This is a genomic window from Pseudoalteromonas sp. '520P1 No. 423' (assembly GCF_001269985.1).
Taxonomy (GTDB): Bacteria; Pseudomonadota; Gammaproteobacteria; order Enterobacterales; family Alteromonadaceae; genus Pseudoalteromonas.
In genome coordinates, this window is sequence record NZ_BBZB01000001.1 from 934753 (window position 1) to 955687 (window position 20935).

18 protein-coding genes are annotated in these 20935 nt (G+C 33.4%); 14 read left to right on the forward strand and 4 right to left on the reverse strand.

Translation table 11 applies throughout. The features are described 5' to 3' along the window. The first annotated feature begins 9 nt into the window (after positions 1 to 9). From rfbA to PSA_RS04400, 11 genes are all read left to right on the forward strand, one after another. Complete coding sequence (rfbA, locus tag PSA_RS04350; protein ID WP_042150722.1) at positions 10 to 894, forward strand: glucose-1-phosphate thymidylyltransferase RfbA; 885 nt, start codon at positions 10 to 12, stop codon at positions 892 to 894. Continuing rightward, a complete protein-coding gene (gene rfbC, locus PSA_RS04355) occupies positions 894 to 1442 on the forward strand; it encodes a dTDP-4-dehydrorhamnose 3,5-epimerase (RefSeq protein ID WP_042150697.1) in 549 nt (182 codons plus the stop codon). Before rfbA ends, rfbC begins: the two co-directional genes overlap by 1 nt. Further along, complete coding sequence (locus PSA_RS04360) at positions 1442 to 2260, forward strand: ABC transporter permease (protein ID WP_042150698.1); 819 nt, start codon at positions 1442 to 1444, stop codon at positions 2258 to 2260. The genes rfbC and PSA_RS04360 overlap by 1 nt, the downstream gene beginning before the upstream one ends. Next, complete coding sequence (locus PSA_RS04365; RefSeq protein ID WP_042150700.1) at positions 2250 to 3602, forward strand: ABC transporter ATP-binding protein; 1353 nt, start codon at positions 2250 to 2252, stop codon at positions 3600 to 3602. The genes PSA_RS04360 and PSA_RS04365 overlap by 11 nt, the downstream gene beginning before the upstream one ends. Before the next feature lie 71 nt (positions 3603 to 3673). Then, complete coding sequence (locus PSA_RS04370; protein WP_052380193.1) at positions 3674 to 7447, forward strand: glycosyltransferase; 3774 nt, start codon at positions 3674 to 3676, stop codon at positions 7445 to 7447. Next, on the forward strand, positions 7444 to 9243 hold the full coding sequence (locus PSA_RS04375; RefSeq protein WP_052380194.1) for a hypothetical protein: 1800 nt from the start codon (positions 7444 to 7446) through the stop codon (positions 9241 to 9243). The genes PSA_RS04370 and PSA_RS04375 overlap by 4 nt, the downstream gene beginning before the upstream one ends. A 289-nt stretch (positions 9244 to 9532) precedes the next feature. After that, positions 9533 to 10522, forward strand: coding sequence for a glycosyltransferase family 2 protein (locus PSA_RS04380; protein ID WP_052380195.1), 990 nt, complete (start codon positions 9533 to 9535; stop codon positions 10520 to 10522). A gap of 43 nt (positions 10523 to 10565) precedes the next feature. Then, on the forward strand, positions 10566 to 11453 hold the full coding sequence (locus PSA_RS04385) for a glycosyltransferase (RefSeq protein WP_042150703.1): 888 nt from the start codon (positions 10566 to 10568) through the stop codon (positions 11451 to 11453). A gap of 101 nt (positions 11454 to 11554) precedes the next feature. Then, a complete protein-coding gene (locus PSA_RS04390) occupies positions 11555 to 12247 on the forward strand; it encodes a glycosyltransferase family 2 protein (protein WP_042150705.1) in 693 nt (230 codons plus the stop codon). A gap of 18 nt (positions 12248 to 12265) precedes the next feature. Beyond that, positions 12266 to 12610, forward strand: coding sequence for a DUF2304 domain-containing protein (locus PSA_RS04395; RefSeq protein WP_042150706.1), 345 nt, complete (start codon positions 12266 to 12268; stop codon positions 12608 to 12610). A 79-nt stretch (positions 12611 to 12689) separates the two neighbouring features. Next, a complete protein-coding gene (locus PSA_RS04400; RefSeq protein ID WP_042150708.1) occupies positions 12690 to 13586 on the forward strand; it encodes a sulfotransferase family 2 domain-containing protein in 897 nt (298 codons plus the stop codon). Positions 13587 to 13630: 44 nt separating this feature from the next. On the opposite strand, the gene PSA_RS04405 is transcribed toward PSA_RS04400, so the two are convergent. The 4 genes from PSA_RS04405 to PSA_RS04415 are packed head-to-tail and all read right to left on the reverse strand — an operon-like array spanning position 13631 to position 17088. Continuing rightward, the gene (locus PSA_RS04405; RefSeq protein ID WP_042150710.1) at positions 13631 to 14650 is read right to left on the reverse strand and encodes a Gfo/Idh/MocA family oxidoreductase; all 1020 of its coding nucleotides are present in this window, start codon (positions 14648 to 14650) and stop codon (positions 13631 to 13633) included. A 13-nt stretch (positions 14651 to 14663) separates the two neighbouring features. Then, the gene (locus tag PSA_RS04410; protein ID WP_042150712.1) at positions 14664 to 15575 is read right to left on the reverse strand and encodes a hypothetical protein; all 912 of its coding nucleotides are present in this window, start codon (positions 15573 to 15575) and stop codon (positions 14664 to 14666) included. A gap of 9 nt (positions 15576 to 15584) precedes the next feature. Next, positions 15585 to 15740, reverse strand: coding sequence for a hypothetical protein (locus tag PSA_RS25075; protein ID WP_157575737.1), 156 nt, complete (start codon positions 15738 to 15740; stop codon positions 15585 to 15587). Positions 15741 to 15771: 31 nt separating this feature from the next. Beyond that, positions 15772 to 17088 carry a flippase gene (locus PSA_RS04415; protein ID WP_042150714.1) on the reverse strand — a complete coding sequence of 439 codons (1317 nt, stop codon included), beginning with the start codon at positions 17086 to 17088 and terminating at the stop codon, positions 15772 to 15774. A 315-nt stretch (positions 17089 to 17403) separates the two neighbouring features. Here PSA_RS04415 and wecA point away from each other — a divergent pair, with 315 nt between their 5' ends. The 3 genes from wecA (at position 17404) to PSA_RS04430 (ending at position 20837) form a co-directional block, all read left to right on the forward strand. Then, positions 17404 to 18495 carry a UDP-N-acetylglucosamine--undecaprenyl-phosphate N-acetylglucosaminephosphotransferase gene (gene wecA, locus PSA_RS04420; RefSeq protein ID WP_059364745.1) on the forward strand — a complete coding sequence of 364 codons (1092 nt, stop codon included), beginning with the start codon at positions 17404 to 17406 and terminating at the stop codon, positions 18493 to 18495. Positions 18496 to 18618: 123 nt separating this feature from the next. Beyond that, entirely contained in the window at positions 18619 to 19686 is a 1068-nt protein-coding gene (locus PSA_RS04425) for a nitroreductase family protein (protein ID WP_042150773.1), read from the forward strand. Then, positions 19686 to 20837 carry a polysaccharide pyruvyl transferase family protein gene (locus tag PSA_RS04430; RefSeq protein WP_042150730.1) on the forward strand — a complete coding sequence of 384 codons (1152 nt, stop codon included), beginning with the start codon at positions 19686 to 19688 and terminating at the stop codon, positions 20835 to 20837. Before PSA_RS04425 ends, PSA_RS04430 begins: the two co-directional genes overlap by 1 nt. The last annotated feature ends 98 nt before the right edge of the window (positions 20838 to 20935 follow it).

The window sequence follows — 20935 nt, forward strand, 5'->3', positions numbered from 1 at the left end:
GAATATAAAATGACCAAGCGTAAAGGCATTATTTTAGCAGGTGGTTCAGGGACTCGTCTTCATCCTGCCACATTAGCAATTAGCAAACAGTTGCTTCCGGTATATGATAAACCGATGGTTTATTACCCGTTAAGTACGTTAATGCTTGCGGGTATTAAAGAAATACTAATCATCTCTACTCCGCAAGACACTCCTAGATTTGAACAGTTACTAGGTTCAGGTGAGCAGTGGGGTTTAAAGCTTTCTTATGCAGTTCAGGAAGAGCCTAATGGCTTAGCAGAAGCCTTTATTATTGGTGAAGACTTCATTGGTGATGATTTAGTCGCCTTAGTATTAGGTGATAACATATATCATGGCCATGATTTTCCTCATTTACTAACAAGTGCATCTGAAAAAACAGAAGGGGCAAGTGTATTTGCATATCATGTACATGATCCTGAGCGCTATGGTGTTGTTGAGTTTGATGAAAATAATAAAGCAATAAGCCTTGAAGAAAAGCCAACAAACCCTAAATCGCAGTATGCAGTAACTGGGCTTTATTTCTATGATAGTCAAGTTGTAGAAATTGCGAAGAGTATTAAGCCTTCTGAACGTGGTGAATTAGAAATTACAGATTTAAACCGTATATATTTAGAACAAGGTTCATTAAATGTAGAAATTATGGGACGTGGCTATGCTTGGTTAGACACCGGTACACATGATTCTTTATTAGAAGCAAGTCAATTTATTGCAACATTACAACATAGGCAAGGGCTTAAGGTTGCTTGTCCAGAAGAAATTGCTTTTCGACAAAATTGGATCGATACGACACAACTTGAAAAATTGGCGCAGCCTTTATTGAAAAATGGTTATGGCCAGTATCTTCAGCAAGTTATAAAAGAGAATATATTATAATGAAAGCAACAAAGTTAACTATTCCTGAAGTTATTTTGTTTGAGCCAAAAGTATTTGGTGATGAGAGAGGTTTCTTTTTTGAGAGTTTTAATCAAAAAATATTTGAAGAAGTAGCCGGCTTAAAGCGTGATTTTGTTCAAGATAACCATTCAAAATCTCAAAAAGGTGTTTTAAGAGGTTTACACTATCAATTACCTCCGATGGCTCAAGGCAAGTTAGTAAGAGTAGCCCAAGGTGAAGTGTTTGATGTCGCAGTGGATATTCGTAAAAATTCACCAACTTTTGGTCAGTGGGTAGGTGAAGTTCTTTCCGCTGAGAATGGACGCCAGCTTTGGGTACCTGAAGGTTTTGCTCATGGTTTTATTACCTTAAGCGATACAGCTGAGTTTCTTTATAAAACAACTAATTACTACTCACCAGAGCATGAACGTTGTATTGCATGGGATGATGAAGCTATTAATATTTCATGGCCTGAAAATATTACACCTCAACTGTCTACAAAAGATCAAATAGGTAAAACTTTAAATTCTGCCGAGGTTTTTGATTGATGAATAAGTTTAGTTCTACTCCTGTAGAGATGTTTTTTAGTCTATGGAAGCATAGAACTTTATTATTGAGACTAATTAAGAGGGATATTATTGGTCGATATAAAGGTTCAATAATGGGGATCTTTTGGTCTTTTTTTAATCCCTTATTAATGTTGGCTATTTATACATTTGTTTTTGGTGAGGTATTTAATGCGCGATGGAGTGGAGGAGTTGACTCTAAAGTAGAATTTGCTTTAATTTTATTTTCGGGGTTAATTGTTTTTAACCTTTTCTCAGAGTGTATTAGCCAAGCACCAGGACAAATCATTGCTAATAAAAATTATGTAAAAAAAGTGATCTTTCCAATTGAAACTTTATCGTGGGTTACAATGGGGAGTGCTATTTTTCATTTTATTATCAGTATGACGGTATGGATTATTGCTTATATTCTATTGTATGGAGTTCCCCATTTCACAATTTTATTTACCCCCATTATTTTGTTACTTCTCATGGGGATTATTATGGGGTTCTCATGGTTTCTAGCTGCTTTTGGTGTATATTTAAGAGATATAGGACAAGTTGTTACTTTATTAATAACAGCTACTATGTTTCTATCTCCAATATTTTTTCCTTTGTCTGCAATGCCACAAGTCTACCAACCTTTTTTAATGATGAACCCTTTAACAATTCCTATTGAACAATTGCGAGCGATAGCTTTTTACGGAGAGTTACCTAATTGGAATTTACTTTTTAATTATAGTTTAGTATCTACTTTTATTGCTTGGTTAGGGTTTGTTTGTTTTCAGAAAACTAGAAAAGGATTTGCTGATGTCCTCTAATATTGCTATTAGCGTTGAAAATATAAGTAAAAACTTCCATATCTACAATAAACCTCAAGATCGTTTAAAGCAAATGATTTCTATTGGAGGAAAAGATTATTATGATGAATACTGTGCAGTAAATGACGTATCTTTTAAGATTCGAAAGGGTGAAACTGTTGGCATAGTTGGGAAGAATGGGAGTGGTAAATCTACTTTGTTACAGCTTATTTGCGGAATATTAACCCCAACAAAAGGTGTAATGGAAACAAATGGTAGGGTAGCTGCTTTACTTGAGCTGGGTTCAGGTTTTAATATCGAATTTACAGGGCGTGAAAATGTATATTTTAATGCAACAATACTGGGCCTAACACAGCAAGAAATAGATCATAAATATGATGAAATAGTTAACTTCGCAGATATCGGTATTTTTATAGATCAACCCGTAAAAACATACTCAAGTGGAATGATGATGCGCTTAGCTTTTGCTGTAGCTATAAATGTTGAGCCGCAAATATTAATAGTAGATGAAGCCCTTTCTGTAGGAGATGAGCTTTTTCAGCGGAAGTGCTTTGCAAAAATTCAAGAAATCAAAGAGAGCGGAGCTACAATATTGTTTGTTTCTCACTCTGCTGGAGCTATAGTCGAACTGTGTGACCGAGCACTATTGTTAGATGCAGGGCAATTAGTATTATCAGGAACACCAAAACAAGTTATAAGTAAATATCAACGTTTGCTACATGCGCCGAAAGAAAAACATACGGCTATACTTGAGGAAATAAAGGAATCTATTAGTACTGAAGATGAGGAGTTTTATAAGGCTGATGTAAAGGAGGAGTTTACTTCAACTATAGGTGAGTATGATTTTTTTGATCCAAATCTTAAAGCCCAAAGTACAATAAATTACACATCCGAAGGTGCTGTAATAAATGATATATGCATTCTAAATTCAAATGGCCAAACAGTAAATATTCTAAAACGTGGCAAAAACTACATATTTCGTTATGTTGTACAATTTGATCAAGCTGCTTTCAACGTGAGAGCTGGCAATATGTTTAAAACCACTACAGGAGTTGAACTAGGAGGTATCCAATCTCATAGTCAAGGTAATGGTATAAAGTATGTTGAAGCTGGTACGACACTCCAATTTACATTTAATTTTAAGTGTACTTTGTTACCAGGCACATTCTTTTTAAATGCAGGAGTCGTAGGGAATAAGGATAGTAGTGAGGTTTTTCTACATCGTATTGTTGATGCTTGTGTTTTTAGAGTTGTTCATGAAAATAGTTTACGTGTTACTGGGTTAATTGATTTCTCTTCTACTGATTCTAGAATAAATACAGTCAAATGTTTTGATGATTAGTTTAAATAATAAAATTATATTTTTGGTGTAAGTTGTTTTTATTGTAAAGTTATTTAAATATTGGCTAAAAGATGAAAAAAAGAATAATTGTTGTTTTAGGTATGCATCGTAGTGGGACAAGTGCGATTACTAGATCTCTGCAAGTGCTTGGTGTTGAGCTTGGAAATGACTTGATGCCAGCTATAAAAGGGAATAATGAGAAAGGTTTTTTTGAGGATAATAGTATTAATGCGCTTAATGTGGAATTATTGAAAGCATTGAATAGCGATTGGCATTATTTAGAAAAAATCACTCATAATGATGTTGATTTTTTTAAAGAGAATGGGTACTTCGATAAAGCGCTTAATTTATTAAAGAACAAAATTGATAGTTGTTGCTTATTTGGTTTTAAAGATCCAAGAACGTCAAAGTTGTTGCTGTTTTGGCAAGAAGTTTTCAAAGAGCTAAGCGTTGATGTTGATTATGTTTTAATTGTTAGGAACCCCTTATGCGTTGCAAAGTCCCTTCTAAGCAGGGATGGTCTTGATACAGAAAAAGGCTACCTTTTGTGGTTAGCTCATATGATGCCGAGTTTGATTAATACAACTCAAGAACAGAGAGTTACGGTGGAATATAATCGTTTACTTGAGTCACCTGAATATGAGATAACCAGAGTTGCAAAAAAGCTAAAACTGAAAGTTAATAATGAAGAATTAGATCTTTATTTGAAAAGTTTTTTAGATAAAAAATTACGTAACGAAAATTATACTGATACTGACCTATTAAATGATCAGAGTTGTCCCGCGTTGGTTAAGGAAATATACGTTCAGATTATTAAAGAAGTTAAATCAGCTGATACAGATGACTTTAACCTTTTAACTTGTAAAGTTAGTCAGTGGGTATCAGAATATGAACACCTCACAACTTCTATAATTTATATTGATAAATTATATTTTAAGTTGAGTATTGAACAGCAAAGAGTCAATCATCTTAACGAAGCGCTATTAAATAAAGACGTTAGCATCAATGAAATCAATGAAACATTAGTGAGTAAAGAAGCAAACATCAATGAACTCAATGAAATGTTAGTGAGTAAAGAAGCAAACATCAATGAACTCAATGAAATGTTAGTGAGTAAAGAAGCAAACATCAATGAACTCAGTGAAACGTTAGTGAATAAAGAAGTAAAAATTAATAAATTAAAAGATGAATTAGTTACTAAAGATTTTGATATAGAAAAAAGTATAAGGTTATTGAATCAAAAGGATTCTGAATTGGAGATTATCGAGCAATCTTTACGGAGTAAAGGCGAAATTTTAATCGAACAGCAACAAAGGGAAGTTGTTCTAGAGAATACTCTAAAAGAAATAAGTGATGAGATACAATTAATGTCTTTAAAAGAAGCCAATGAAATTAAAAATAGAAAAGCACTGGAACAGTCGATTCAGGACCTAAAAAATAGCTGGTCATGGAGGTGCACTGCCCCTCTAAGGAGCCTAGGTTCAATTATCAAATTTACATACAATCGAATACAAAATAAGGCCTGTATTTTTAAAGGTTTTGTTCCAACGAACTGTGAGTTGTATGATGGTCGATATATTAGTAGTTCAAATGACCCGTACTTAGTACTTGAATCTGAAATTGAACCTGATGTTTATGAGTTAAAAGGCTGGATTTCATTCGAATTTAAAGCAAAGTTTAATACAGATAAAGTGACCCCTTCTTTATATATAGATTTTGGAGAGGGCTTTTCAGAAATCCATAGATACCCTCTTTGTTATAATAAAGGAACAATTTTTGGTTGCTATTTTTTTGAAAAAAATATAAAAAATATTCGTCTAGATCCCGACGAAAGCCAAATTGACTTTCATTTTAGTGGATTGGAAGTAAAACAAGTCGATCGACTGGCGGTTTTATCTTGTAAAACCAGAGAATTGAAAAGTATTAAAAAGTCAGAAGGACAAGGTTCATTTGACATTCAAATTTCTTCTTTTAAATCATTTCTTAATGGTGCTAGAAAGCAGCTATTTAAGCAATTAGTGGAAATTGAAGCTTCACCAGAGCTGCAATTGGAAATACGCCAAAAGTGGCTTGTTGAGAACAAAAACAATGGAATGTCAAAGAAGTTGGTTAGACTCAATTCCAATTCGAATGCATCTATTGGTTTTGATAATGAATCAAATAAATATTTATTGTGCAGAAATCCCAGCTCTTATACTTATATTCCCAAAAGGAAGCCGAGCGATTTCGAAAAGACCATTATAGCTATGGATCACAAGCCATTTTTATCCATTTTGGTTCCAATCTACAATACTCCCTTGGATTTATTGGAAAAAATGTTATCGTCTGTAGAGTCACAGTGGTATGAAAACTATGAGCTGATTCTCGCAGATGATTGCAGTCCTAACGAAGATGTTAGGGAAGCTTTATCGCAAATCACAAATGAATCTGTAAACGTAGTTTGGTTAGAGCAGAATAAAGGGATCGCCGGAGCGAGCAATGTAGCTTTAGATGCAGCAAAAGGGGACTTTATTGTTTTATTGGACCATGATGATGAACTGACTGCTGACTGTTTATATGAATTGGCGCTTTGTATAAATAGGGATGATTCTGATTTTATCTATAGTGATGAAGATAAACTGTCCGAAGAAGGTGCATATGTAGAACCACATTTTAAACCTGGTTGGTCTCCAGATACTATGATGAGTACAATGTATACTTGTCATGTATGCTGTATACGTACATCCTTAATAAGAAGTATTGGAGGCTTTCGTTCTGAGTATGACGGTTGTCAGGATTGGGATTTAATATTAAGGGTTACTGAAAAAACCGATAAGATCAGTCATATACCAAAAGTTTTATATCACTGGCGTATTATTCCGCAATCAATAGCGTCATCTCTGAGTGCCAAATCATATGCTATTGAGGCTTCTAAAAATGTTCGCTTAGATGCGATGAAACGACGAGGCTATAATGGCGTTATGGAAGAGATCAAGCAAGTCCCTGGATATTTCAGGGTCCGTTATGAACTTGTTAATTCGCCTTTGATTTCGATTATTATTCCGACAAGAGATAATGCCAAAGTTTTGAAAGCCTGCATTGACTCTATTTACGCGCTTAGCAGTTATAAAAATATCGAAGTGATTATTCTCGACAATGGCTCAGTCAATGAACGCACTTTATCCTATCTTGAGGAAGTTAGTAATGAAGGCCAGGCAAAAGTGATCCGGCATGATCATCCTTTTAATTATTCTGAGTTGAATAACATTGGTGCAAGAGAGGCCTCAGGAGAACTGCTGCTATTCTTGAATGATGATACAGAAGTTATTACTCCAGACTGGTTGGAACGTTTAGGAGGCTACGCCCAATTAAAACATTCAGGTGCTATTGGTGCCAAACTACTGTATCCGGATTCCACTTCGATTCAGCACGGTGGTATCTTGAATTTACAGGCTGGACCTGGCCATGCATTTTTGCAAGATGATGGTGATGCACCCGGTTATTATATGCGCAGCCTACTTGAGTATAATTGGTTTGCTGTGACTGGTGCATGTTTAATGGTCGATGCGAAAAAGTTTGAAGTAGTTGGGGGCTTCGATGAAGATTTTCCAATTGCCTATAATGATGTTGAATTGTGTATGAGATTACTCGATGCTGGGTATTATAATACCGTCTGCCAAGCGGCACGTTTGACTCATCATGAATCCATCAGTAGAGGGCATGATGATGTCAATCCTGAAAAAATGTTACGACTCGAACAAGAACGGAAAAGAATGTATTACAAACACCCTGACTTTTTTCAAAATGACCCGTTTTATAATGTAAATTTGCACCCAAATGGAATTAAATTCGAGATGTGCCCATGAATAGTACAGAAATAGGCAGCAATGCAGTTAATCATTTAAAAGAACTAACCGAGCTGGTGAATAACGTTGATGTGGTATCATTCGACTTTTTTGATACCTTATTTGTCAGGCCGCTGTGTAAGCCTGAGGATGCTTTTGATATTTTAGGTATTCAGTTAGATATAGAAGATTTTAGGGAGCGTAGAAAGCATGCTCAAGCCTTGGGCTTTCAACAAATGCATGCCATGGGATTAAAAGAAATTACCATTGAGATGATCTATGATAATTTCATCACTGACCAATATACTACACAGCAGTTGGTCGATGCCGAGTATGAGCTTGAGCTTAAGTTGGTTCATCCTAATGCGGAATTAGTTGATATTTATGAAATGGCTTTGAGTCAAGGGAAGACCGTGGTCATCACCTCCGATATGTACTTGCCAAGGTCATTTTTTGTTAAAGCATTAGAGCTTCATAATATCAGTATGGTACCTATTTTTGCTTCAAGTAGTGATAATGCTACCAAAAGAGATCATGGAGACTTATTTGATGTTATGTCGAATAAGTTGGGTGTTGATAAGGCTGGTATATTGCATCTAGGTGATAATTATCAAGGAGATGTAGAAAAGGCAATAGAGAAGGGCTTACAGGCATATCATTACCTGCCAAAACGGGTTCCGGAAGCACCTCTTCATTATTCTCCTGCTGCTTCATTGGCAAGGGGATCAATACAACTTCACTATCCTGTTGTCGCTGAAAAATCATGCTTTGAATTGGGGTTTCAGTATGGTGGTCCTGCTTGTTTATCATATTTACAGTGGATTGAAAATAAAGCTAAAGAGGATAAAATAGATAAAGTCCTGTTTTTGGCTCGTGATGGTTTCTTGTTAAAACAAATCGTTGATGAATATAAGTCAGTGGACTTCCCCAAATACGATTATTTTTATGGCTCTCGAACCACTTTTAACCTTGCTGCGATTAACGAAGATAACTTCAATGAAGCTATTCCTTACTTTCTTTCTGGCTCTGAAGGCCTGTCACCTTTTGAGATTTTAGAGCGGATTGGCGTTGCTGCACCCGATGCAGGAGTGATGGAGTCTTTGGGGCTTGATGATGGTTTAATTTTGAATGCTTCCAATGATATAGATATGCAGCGTTTTCTTCATGCTTTTCGTTGGGAAATATTGAAAGTTTGTAAAAGGAATCGCAGAGCGCTGTTTAAGTATCTGAATGAGCTAAACATAAAAAGTGGGGATAACATCGCTTTGATTGATGTCGGTTGGAGTGGTTCATCACAAGAATCGTTTATCAAAGTTGTTAAGCAGTTGATAGATGTGAATGTATTTGGTTACTATTTTTGCTTAGCGGAAACTTCAGAAAAAAAAGAAAGAGAAAATAGTCAGAACATGGCTGGTCTGATCTCAGCTGAATCGGTAGATATTAAAACACTCAACGATATTTATAAAAACAGAGTGACGATTGAAACTTTCTTCTCTGCACCACATGATACTGTTATAGGTTTACAGATTCATAATTCGAAGGTTTTTCCTGTAACTGATACCGGTCGTGGCGAAAAATATGAATCTATCAATAAAGTTAAAGAAATCAATGAAGGTGGCTTTTATTTTTCTCAAAAATATCAGCAATTATTAACCCGTTTGGCATTTCCCTCTTCGACAGAGGAGCTTCATTGGTTACTTATTGATTTCGTGACTAGTGGTAAGTGGGGTGATATATCTCATTTTAGTGAAATGAATAATTTTGATACTTGGGCCAGCACTAAAAATAAAAACATATCATTAGTTGATTATCTATGAATAGACTAAATTACAATTGTAATATTTAGTGTTGAACATTTACTCGGAACTATGATATAAATTTACTTTATACATATGTTCCGATTCGGAAACTGTGTTCCCATATACTAAATAGTTGGGAGGAGACTTTCATTGTGATATAAAGCGTTCGAAAAAACTCTAATCGAACTTAAATTTGTCAAGTGTTTATTTCTACCATAAATTTATTTTTTATTGCTTTATGAGCATATTATTTAATAATTTGGTTTTTATGGAAGTGCATTGTTAATTGAAAATAAAGTTGTTTGGTATGTCAGAATATAACCCTCCACAAATTCATATATTATTAGCAAGTTATAATGGCGCTGAGTTTATAATTGAACAATTAGACTCAATTTTTTCTCAATCTTATACAAATATTAAAGTGACTATTAGGGATGATGGCTCTACCGATAACACTATTGACTTAATAAATGGCTATAAAAAAAAATGTGATCTTGATATCACTTTAATTGAAAATACTTCTAAGCAAAAAGGACACAGCTTTAATTTTTCAGCTTTATCTGAAATAGCATTAAATAGCCAGTCAGAATATTTTTGTTTTAGTGATCAAGATGATGTCTGGCACAGTAATAAATTGAGTTTAATGATTCATGAAATACATAAGCTTGAAAAACAACATGGGGTGAATTTACCAATTTTAGTGCATTCAGATCTTGTTGTTGTTGATGAGCGGCTTGATGAAATTGCTCCTTCATTTATCAATTATCAAGGATTACCTAACCCTGATAAGCATAACTTTCCGGAGTTTTTATATCAAAATGTAGTGACTGGTTGTGCAACCATGTTTAACAAGGCACTGTTAGATCTTGCAACACCAATCCCATCATGTGCACCAGTCCATGATTGGTGGTTTGGTCTCTGTGCTCAATCTTTTGGGGCTGAAAAGTTTATAGCTAAGCCTTTGGTTTATTATCGTCAGCATGGAATAAACTCAATTGGTGCTACTCGACTTAAAGAACAAAGAAGTTTCTTCAAAAAGTACATATATAAATCTTTATTTAAATTCCCTTTTTTGTTGTCGTCAGCTATTCAGCAAGCAGAAATTTTAAGCAAATCAGGCGCAAAGACACTGCCTTATGCAAACGAATGTTATGAAATATTTATCAATGATTTTGCTAATTTAAAAAACATAAGCTCTTGTAAAAGAGTTATGTATGCTCATGATATTTTTAAAAATAGGTCAAAATATGAGAGGGTTTATCTTTATTTTGTGTTTTTTCTAGTAAAATGGTTATAGATATGAGAATAACGCAACTGTTATATATTGATGAAAGTTTTAAATGATTTCGATATGTATACCTATTTACAATTCCAATTTTGAATATTTAGATCGTGCAGTGCAAAGTGTGCTAGCGCAGTCTTCAAGTGACTGGATATTAAAGTTAGTAGATGGTTCAACAGAACCATCAAAAAAAATAAAATCTTGGGCTTTAGGCTTAAACAATAAAAAAATTGAATATGTTATTAATTCTCAAGATAAATCTATGTCTGGAAACTGGAACTATGCTTTCAATTTAGCTGCTACTGAGCTTGTGACCTTATTACACGATGATGATATGCTTTCTCCAAATTATATAGAAGAAATGGTTAAATTATCAAAAGAGAACCCAAACTCATCAGCTTATTTTTGTAATGTAAATACCATTGATGAACAAGAGCAATTGACTCTCACTATAGCTGATTATATTAAACGATTTATACAGCCTAAAGGTAAGTTTATTCATTTAAGTGGAGATAAAGGCTTAGCTCATTTATTGAAAGGAGTATTTATTTTTTGTCCTACAATGTGTTATCGAAAATCTAAATTAACTCAGCAACCCTTTAATAAAAAATGGAAAATGGTAACTGATTTAGATTTTTATATTAATACTATAAAAACAGGTGGGGTGTTGACTGGCACAAGTGAAAAGTTGTATTTATATCGGCGTCATTCAAATAATCAAACATCAAAGTTAACCCAATCATTAATTCGCTTTGAAGAAGAAGTATCTATTTATACTCAGGTGGAAAGTGATGTATTGGATTCTTGGTTACTAACAAAAAAAGTCGCGAATAAAAAAGTGATTATTAAATTACATCTTATTTTTTTAATTTTCCAATCCTTTATAAGGTTTGATTTTAAACAATTAAAAAAACTGTCATACTTTTTATTTTCTTTATTTAAATAATATAAAGTTAATATATTTCATTTTCTAGCTTAAAAAGTTTCATTTGTGTAGAATGGCTTTTACTTTACAGAATTCTAACCCTCAAGGAATAAAAATAATAAATGGATTCAGTACTTTTAATTATTCCTGCACATAATGAAGCAAATACAATTTTATCTGTTATTAATGACTTAAAAACAAATGGCTTCACTAATTTGTTGGTGGTAGATGACGCTAGTGAAGATGATACTGCAAAATTAGCAACGAAAGCAGGCGCTAAGGTAATGAGTTTACCTTACAATATGGGAGCTTGGAAAGCGACTCAAGCTGGTTTACGCTATGCTAACGAAAATAATTTTGAGTACGCTATTACTTTTGATGCCGATGGCCAGCACTTAGCTGATTCACTTGCTAATTTAATAACAGTTAGTATTAACACTGATGCAGATATTATTATTGGATCTTGCCCTAAAAGAGGCACTCTGGCTAGGCATATAGCCTGGAAATTATTTAGAGCGATTTCTGGAGTGGGAGTTCAAGATTTAACATCAGGACTGAGACTTTATAATAAAGCTGCAATTTCAGTATTGAGTTCTAAGGAAGCAACTTTGTTAGAGTATCAAGATGTTGGGGTTCTACTTATGTTACGTAGATTTAAACTAGAAAAATCTGAAGTTGAAGTTGCAATGAAAGAGCGAGAGCATGGTATATCTCGTATTTTTTATTCATGGGGTGCCGTACTTTATTATATGGCTTACACAACTATGTTATGCATTAGTAAATTTAAGACAAATAGACAAGAAATTACTAATTAAATATTAAGTAGAGTTAAGTTGCAGCATTATCAAGTTTTCACCGCTTCAATAGCGATTATTTTCTTCATTATCGTGTTCACATTAATTAGAAGAGATTCTATTTTAATGGGAGCAGCATTTCGATGGTTTGCAATTGCTATTGGTACTCTTATATTAGGTGTATATCCTCAACTCTCTGATTTGGCCGCTGGTGTATTAGGTATTTCTTACCCTCCAATATTACCTGTTACTATTGCCTGTTTGGTTTTGATGGTGAAAGTGTTATTAGCTGATATTGAAAGAGCCAAAACACAAGTTAAACTAGATAGACTAGCCCAACGCTTAGCCATGCTTGAGCTAGAGGTGAAAAGCAGCACTAAATGAGTGAATATAGATATTTTACTTGTTTACGTTAAGTTGCATCCACTTTAATCGTTTAGATTAATCAATCAAGGTACCCAATTTGTTTTTAAAGCAAGCTGTAAAAAATATTATTCGTAAAGCGGGGTTTGAGCTAAAGCTAAACCGTATATCTCCAACAGCATATACAGATAAAGGCATTGTATTTGTGCATATTGCTAAATGTGGTGGTATTTCGATAGATACAGCATTACGTAGTGTTTTTGCATCTCCTGGTCAACCTAGAATAAATCGCAATGCTGCTATTAATACTAGTTTGCAAAACTTCACCCAAGATTGTGAATCCCCTGAGAACAGTGCTCGCTTTGGTGACTTACACTCACACACCATTCAAATGTTAGTGAATTATCACCTTGAGCTAAATTGGTCATATATTAGCGGGCATACTGCGGTGACATCTGAACTTTTAGCTAAATATGCAAATAAAAACAATTTTGTAACGGTATTGCGAGAGCCGGTAGCACGTTTCATATCACACTATATCTATACCAAACTCACTAATGAGCTACCTATAATGCTGCCTAATAAATTTAATACAGATAACCTAATTGCAGAGGCGAGAGATATTTTAAATAGTCGTAGAGGCTGGCATATGATTAATACGCCGACTATGTGTCTTACTGGGCAGTTTCCTAAAGATGTAGAGCACGCAAAACAAGTGCAAAGTACAGTAGCTAATAATCTAAAACACTTTACTACAGTTGGTTTTTTAGATGAATTACCTCAATTTGTAGAACAAATAAAACAAGTGACTAATAAAGATATCGTCATTCCAAGAAAAAATGTTACTAATAAAATAGTGGGTGAAGAAAAAGCAAAAGTAGAAGAAACATTGCGTAACTTTTTTGATGATAAAGCAACTAAACTACAATTAAATACATTAGCTAAGTATGAAATTGAAAACTATGCAAAAGCAAAAGAGCAATATAGTAAGTTGTAATACACATTACTATATGCGCTTCTGCTTTAATTATGAAATTGTAATTACTTTCGAATTATCGCTTTTAGAATTGAAGTGCCAAAATAGGCAAAAGGGTCTAAATAGTGTCTGCATTTTTTAGCTATTCTGATAATAGCATGATCTAAAATCGTATCTTGATAACTATAGAGCTTACTTAAATCATTATTAAATGCAGCATTAAATACCTCTGCGGCTGCAATTATATTGAGTTGCCTTATTTCAGTTTTATCGGATAACAATTCAAGAGGTAATTCGGAAAATACAATTTGCTCAGCCTCTGTAATAGGTTGCTGGGTATTATTTACAGTAAACCCAGTTATTTTTCCACTTTTATCTAGTGCATGGTCAATAAGGTAAGTGTTTTTAGCATTCAGAGGATGATCACAGATCAAACCTTTTGTGCCAGCAATTAAAAATGAACCATTATGATAATCTTTAGGTTCTTTAATAGCAGCAAAAGCACTGTTAGCAAATTTAAACTGGTATTCACTATATGGCCCAAACTTTAAGGCTTTAACGCTAACAGGGTACTGCCAATTCATAAACGAGCGTATGGTTGCTAAACCGTGATATAAATAGCCATTATGGTTTAGCCATAACTTTTTAAATTTACCCACTTTGCCTTCTGTTATTAATGTTCTTGCCAGGCGATATTTAGATAAAAAGGGCACAAACTCAAAAGCATAAGCTTTTTTGAATTGTTTGAGTTCGCGGGTTAAGTTTAATTTGTTTAACGGTACAACAGGTGTAGTAACAAACAAGGTCACATTTTTAAAGTTGTTTTTAAGTAGCTTGCTTAGCGTACTAGGCACGCTTTGCACAGGAATGCACATAAAAACAATATCAATCTCATTAGCGCTAAAATGTTTAATATCGTTAGTAACAGTTAAATTTGCTTGAAGTTGCTCAATAGTGGTACTTACTTTGCCACTATTATTTAATATACCAACTATTTTAAATTGTTGTTTAAGGCATACTAAGGCTGGCAATATGGTTTGCTCAATAAACATGCCGGAGCCGATAAGTAATATTTTTTTTGTCATAAATTATAAAGCTCTAATTATTCTTGATTTTACTTATTGGTGTTTTTGCATCATTTAGCTGTAAATATTTTATCATTAACCTTTTACTTGCATAGCGTAAGTCTCGAATATAACGACGATAGTTTTGCATTAATGAAAAGTTTTCTTGGTAGCTTTCATTTGGTAATTCACCACTAAACTTATCTGATGATAAATGTTGTTTAGCGTAGCTATCAACTACTTGGGTATTAATGTTTTTATCACCAAATAATTGGCGCAAAAAAGCTTGGTTATTATTTAGTTGCTTTTTGACTGCAATAAACGCATCAGTATTGAGTTTATGGTTAAAGAGTGACTTGCTCTGTATAGAAATTTTTAATACGCGACGTGCGCTTTTACTGGTGTTTGGACTTGCACGATGAAACGCTTTTCTATCAAATAAAAAACATTGTCCCTTATTACCAAATAATTTATAGCAGTTAGCAGTATTACCAAAGCTTGGTAAAAGGCTAAATCTTTTGTTTGATATTTCAAAATAACCGTTGCCTTCACTTACATCGGTTAAATAAACGAATAGGCTGATATGTTGTAAGTTTGATTTTCCAAAATCATGTTTGCAATCAATATCTCTATGCCAGCCACTTAGGTTGTTATCACCTATGATATGAGGTTTGCTTTGATTAGCCGCTATTTCGTATGCATGACAATGATACAGCTCTGCATCGGGTATCAGTTGATATAATAATGACTGTAATTTAGAAGTGAAAATTTCATCGAGTAGGTTTAGTTTATATAAATCATCAGCGAATACATATCGTCTTTTGGTTGTTTGTTTGCTAAAAACCTCGTCAAATAGTTCATTCCATTTTTTTATAGTATTAGGCTGATATAAAGGTTCTATATTGGCAACTGAATGTTGATTTAATAACTCATAACCTGTATTCATAGTATCAACTCAGACATATTTGAATGAAATAAAAAGTAAAACTAAAATTAGCACTGCGCCGTAAATCGATATCAAAGGAATAAGTGAGTAAATACCAACTAAAGCTAAGCTAACTACGGTTAATGCTGAACCAATTCCAATCCATTCTTTAATCTTATGTTTCATTATTTTCCTTTAAAGTTTTTTGTATGCTGAGTTAGTTGATATGTTTTCTATTAGCTATGGTATATGAATTAAGCAATATGCTAGGCCATTTTAACATGGCTTTTACCATCAATAAAAAGAAGGGTCGTGTATGTTTGAATAAAGCTAAGCTAAACATGCTGGCCATCATGTATGACATTAATGTAGCCCAAGCAGCGCCAACACCACCATAGTTAGGTATTAGCCATAGATTGAGTAGTACATTTAATACAGCTCCGCAGCCAGTAGTGTATAAGCTAAATTTATAATGACCTTCAATAATTAACCATTTGCTTAAAATAGCGCGCTGAAAAATAAAAATAGAAGCAAATATATGAATTTGAAGAATTTTAGCGCTTTTACTGTATTGCTCACCAAATAATACATTGATGATTTGATCTGAAAATAAGAAAGTAGTAATACTGATAAGGCAAGCAGCGCTGACCATAAAGCTTAAAATTTTCAAAAGTAGCTGCTTATATTTACGAGCGTTATTAAGTTTTGTGCTAGTTAATTGAGCATTAAATGCATTAGCAATTAGTACAGGAAATACATACCAAAATTCAGAAAGCTTGGCTGCTGCGGCATAAAAGGCGACTTCTTTGGTATTGAGAATATGAGCGATCATCAACTGGTCTATTTTTAAATATATTACAGCTGCAATACCTGAAAAAAATAACCATTTTGATTTATTAAATAGAGACAGTGAAGCTGTGAACTTAGGTTGTTTTTTTATGTGTTGATGCTGTTTGTTTTTATAATAAATAAATAAATAACAACTTCCAAGCAGAATGAATTCAGCCCCATTAAGCGCAATTAAGGTTATTAGGCTTGCATTATTAATTATTGAAAACAATATAACCAGTTTCGTTATTAATAAAATACTGAGTCTAATATATAGCGTGTTCGACACTTTTTGTTTTGCTAAATAGTAGTATTCAACAAGATTAAAGATATTAAAAACTTGAAAACATAGAAGTAAAATTATGGCTTGTATGTGTGCTACTTCATTAAAAAACCAATAAGCTAAACAACTGCCTAATAGTAAACTAAAAATAGCACCTGAAAACCTTACTTTAAGTGCTGCTAAAAAATAATAATGACTATTTTTTGGGTGTTTTATAAAGTATTTACTGGTTAAGTTATTTAATCCCATTACGGTTAAAGGTAAAAATAAAGCGCCAAAACTTAAAATATATGAGTAGCTACCAAAAAAGTCAGGACCTGCAATACGGGCAATTAAAACACTGTTTAAAAAGCTTAAGCCGATTAATACTATTTTTTCAGTGATTAATAACAGACTATTTTTTATATTTTTAGATAATCTCATTTAACAGCAGTCATATTTTTAGGTGCTTAATCATAAAGAAGATAAGTATATTTTAAACAATGCACAGCTTCAATTAGCAAAGTTTGATGTATATCTATAAATAGTTTTTAAAAAGGTAAATTTACTAAAATCACATAATATTTATGTGATTGTGCTATAAGAGTTGAAGTTATGGATACAAACAGATAAAATTCGCCTCTTGAATTTTTATTAGGCTTGTATTATTTTTGGTCTAATTTATCTGTGTTTTTGTTTAAATGCTTCGCTCTTTGATTTTCTATTATTTAAGAGTGATCTATATAGGTTAATCTAAGCGTGATTTTAAATAATATTGGTATCTTTTTTTGCTCTTTTTTAAGTTTATTTTTATTTAGAAAATTAGCAAAAGCAATTAATTTAGTTGATAGCCCAAACGCCCGAAAACATCATGCAGGTTCAGTACCTTTAGTGGGTGGCTTAGCGATATTCGTTGTTGTTTTTTCATTTTTATTTGCTTTTCCAGATACCATTACAACTCCTTATTTATACTTGTCTTGTGCTATTACTTTGTTAGTTGTTGGCGTTTTTGATGACTTACTCGATATCAGCTTTAAATTTCGCCTATTATTACAAGTTGTTATATCTGGCTTAATGATGTTTGTGGGCGGCTTAGTGCTGCAAAATTTAGGTATGTTGGTTGCACCATTTACACTTGATTTGTCATTTTTTGGCTACTTTGTCACAGTTATTACGGTTGTAGGCGCTATTAATGCTTTTAATATGGTTGATGGTATTGATGGTTTGTTAGGTGGTTTGTCGATAGTTACTTTTGGCTCCCTTGGTTTATTATTTTTTATGAATGGCCAGTTAGACCTAATGTCATTTTGTTTAGCTATTATTGTAGCAACACTACCATATATTTTACTTAATTTAGGTTTGCCTTTAGGACAACGATTCAAAGTGTTTATGGGTGATGCAGGCAGCACTGTAATAGGCTTTACAGTTGTTTGGTTATTAATTGAAGGCTCACAGTCAAGTTCGCCAGCCATTAGCCCTGTTACGGCACTATGGATTGCGGCTATTCCAATTATGGATGCTGTTTATACAATTTTTAGACGTATTAAAAAAGGTCAATCGCCATTTCAACCAGACCGTAAACATTTACACCATATTTTACAGCGCTTAGGGTTAAACTCATCTATGACCTTAGTCACTATTTGTAGCTTAGCGTCTGTATTTGCTGCTGTTGGTGTTATCGGTGAAATGATGAATGTACCTGAATATATTATGTTTTATAGCTTTATTGTTATGTTTTTAGTTTATTACCGCATGATGAGTCGTATTTGGAAAGTAAGTGTTAAAATTAGACGTTTATTTGGTGTTGGCCGTAAAAGTAAAAAGGTAGCCAGCCTAGCTCAAAGAAGCTAATACTTAAGTTTTTATATTTAATCACTTACGTTAATAGCAATATCAACAAACATAGCTAGGAAAACATACTTTAGGGTAGTAAAGTCTAGCTATTATTCTTTGAGTTTAACCCCAAATTTATTTATGAAGCTTTTTTTAAAGAAATTACTCCCCTCAAACTTTATCGATATTTTAAAAAAACTGATAAGTCGTTTAGATAATAAATTATTACCTGTGTTTGCGAGCAAAGGTTTTTTTAGCTCTGTTTATTTTGTGCTTTTTAATTCAAAATTTCATCGAGAGCACCAAGCTGTTTTAAAGGGTCGTTTAGAATATGCTAAATCTTTAGACGTTATTAACCAAACGAGTGTTCTATTAAGGCGAAATACTCATAGAATAGAAAAAGGCCTAATAATGCAGCCTAGGCGAGATGTTTTTGCTGAAGCCTATATAGATGAAACCGTTGAATGTTATGAAAAATGTTTAATCTCAGCTTCACTATGTAAAGATGAATTAAAGTGGGCTTATGATGTACTAACCAAGTTTTTTTCAGTTACAAATGGCTCAAGTGTTATTGATAAAGCAAATGAAAAATTTAAATCTTTGGTACACAAGCAAAAAAGTTCATCGGATGAATCCTTGCCTTATCGACATGAAGACCGAGTTCAGTCAAACATTTCAACGGAACAATTACATAAGTTATTTAAACAACGTCGCTCTGTAAGATGGTATCAAGACAAACAAGTGGATATTACACTGATTGAAAAAGCGGTTGAGTTAGCGACTCTAGCACCAAGCGCTTGTAATAGGCAACCTTTTAAGTTTCACGTTATTACTAATTTAGATAAAGCTAGTGAAATTGCAAAAGTAGCTATGGGAACCGCTGGTTTTTCTGAAAATATACCTGCTTTAATTGCTATCATTGGTGATTTATCTGCGTATCCTAAAGAGCAAGATCGCCATGTTATTTATATTGATGGTGGTTTAGTTGCTATGCAGTTAATGTTGGCTTTTGAAACTTTAGGTTTATCTACTTGTCCGATTAATTGGCCTGATATTGATAAGTTTGAAAATAAAATTTCAAAAAAGCTCAATTTAGAATATCACCAAAGAACTATTATGCTAATGGCTGTGGGTTATGGCGATCCTGATGGACTTATCCCATTTTCTCAAAAGAAAAGCCCGAGTTTACTGATCAAGGAAGTACATTAATGCTAATTGAAATAAAGGGCGTGCAGTTTGTAAATAAAGGTGCTGAATTAATGCTGCATGCTATTTTACAAAAAGCGAAGGCTATTTGGCCTGATGCTGAATTTTGCTTAGCTCCAAATCCACTTTCTCCCTATTTAAAGCGCACTGATGTCGGGGCTTTTCAAAAGTTAGGTTTAAAAAAGAATGTTTTGGATTTAAATAGCATATTTTATTTTTTGCCTCTATCACTAAGAAAAAAGCTAAAAAGTAAGTGGGGCATAGTTACAGAAGCCGATATTGATATCGTGTTAGACGCTTCAGGCTTTGCATATGGCGATCAATGGAATACGCTAATTTTAAAGCAAACAGCCATTGAAGCCCGTAGACTAAAAAGAAAAAATAAGCATTATATTTTTATGCCACAAGCTTTAGGGCCTTTCAGTTCTTCAGCAAACAGAGCCGCAGCAAAAAAAGCATTTGAAGCATCTTCAATAGTGTTTGCTCGAGAAGTTGAATCATTAGCTAATGTTAATGATTGCTCTAAAAATACCAATGTTATTTTAGCTCCTGATTTTACAAATTTAGTTAAAGCTGAACTGAAACAAGAGTTTGAACCTTTTAAAGATAAAATTGCCATAGTGCCGAATAGTAAAATGCTCAGCACTAAAAATAAAAATACATTATGGCGACAAAATTATTTATCTATTCTTGTTAAAACAATAAATGCATATCAAGATCTTGGTGAAAATGTTTTTTTATTGAACCATGAAGGTAAATCTGATTTAAATGTTTGCAATGAGATTAACTCATTATTAAATTCTAAATTAGAAGTATTATCACCTGACTCGTCCTTAGATGTAAAAGCAGTAATAGGTCAGAGTAAAGCCGTTGTTTGTTCTCGGTACCATGGTTGTGTGAGTGCATTATCTCAGGGAGTGCCGTGTTTAGGCACAAGTTGGAGCCATAAATATGAAAAGTTGTTTTCAGAATATGGTGTAAGCACTATGCTACTGACTCCTGAACTATCAAATAAAAGCCTCGAAGATTTCGTTCGCTATTCTATAAATGAACAAGCATTAATAAAAAATACATTAGAGCCAAAAATTACGGAGTTTAAGGCTTTATCGGAACAAATGTGGAAAAAAGTAACAGAAGTTATTAATGCTACATAACTGCATTTTTAGGTATTATCAAAACCATCTTGTCATTCTGGTGACTTAACTAGCACCTATTATATATTTGATGTAAAATGCGCAAAAATTTATTAATT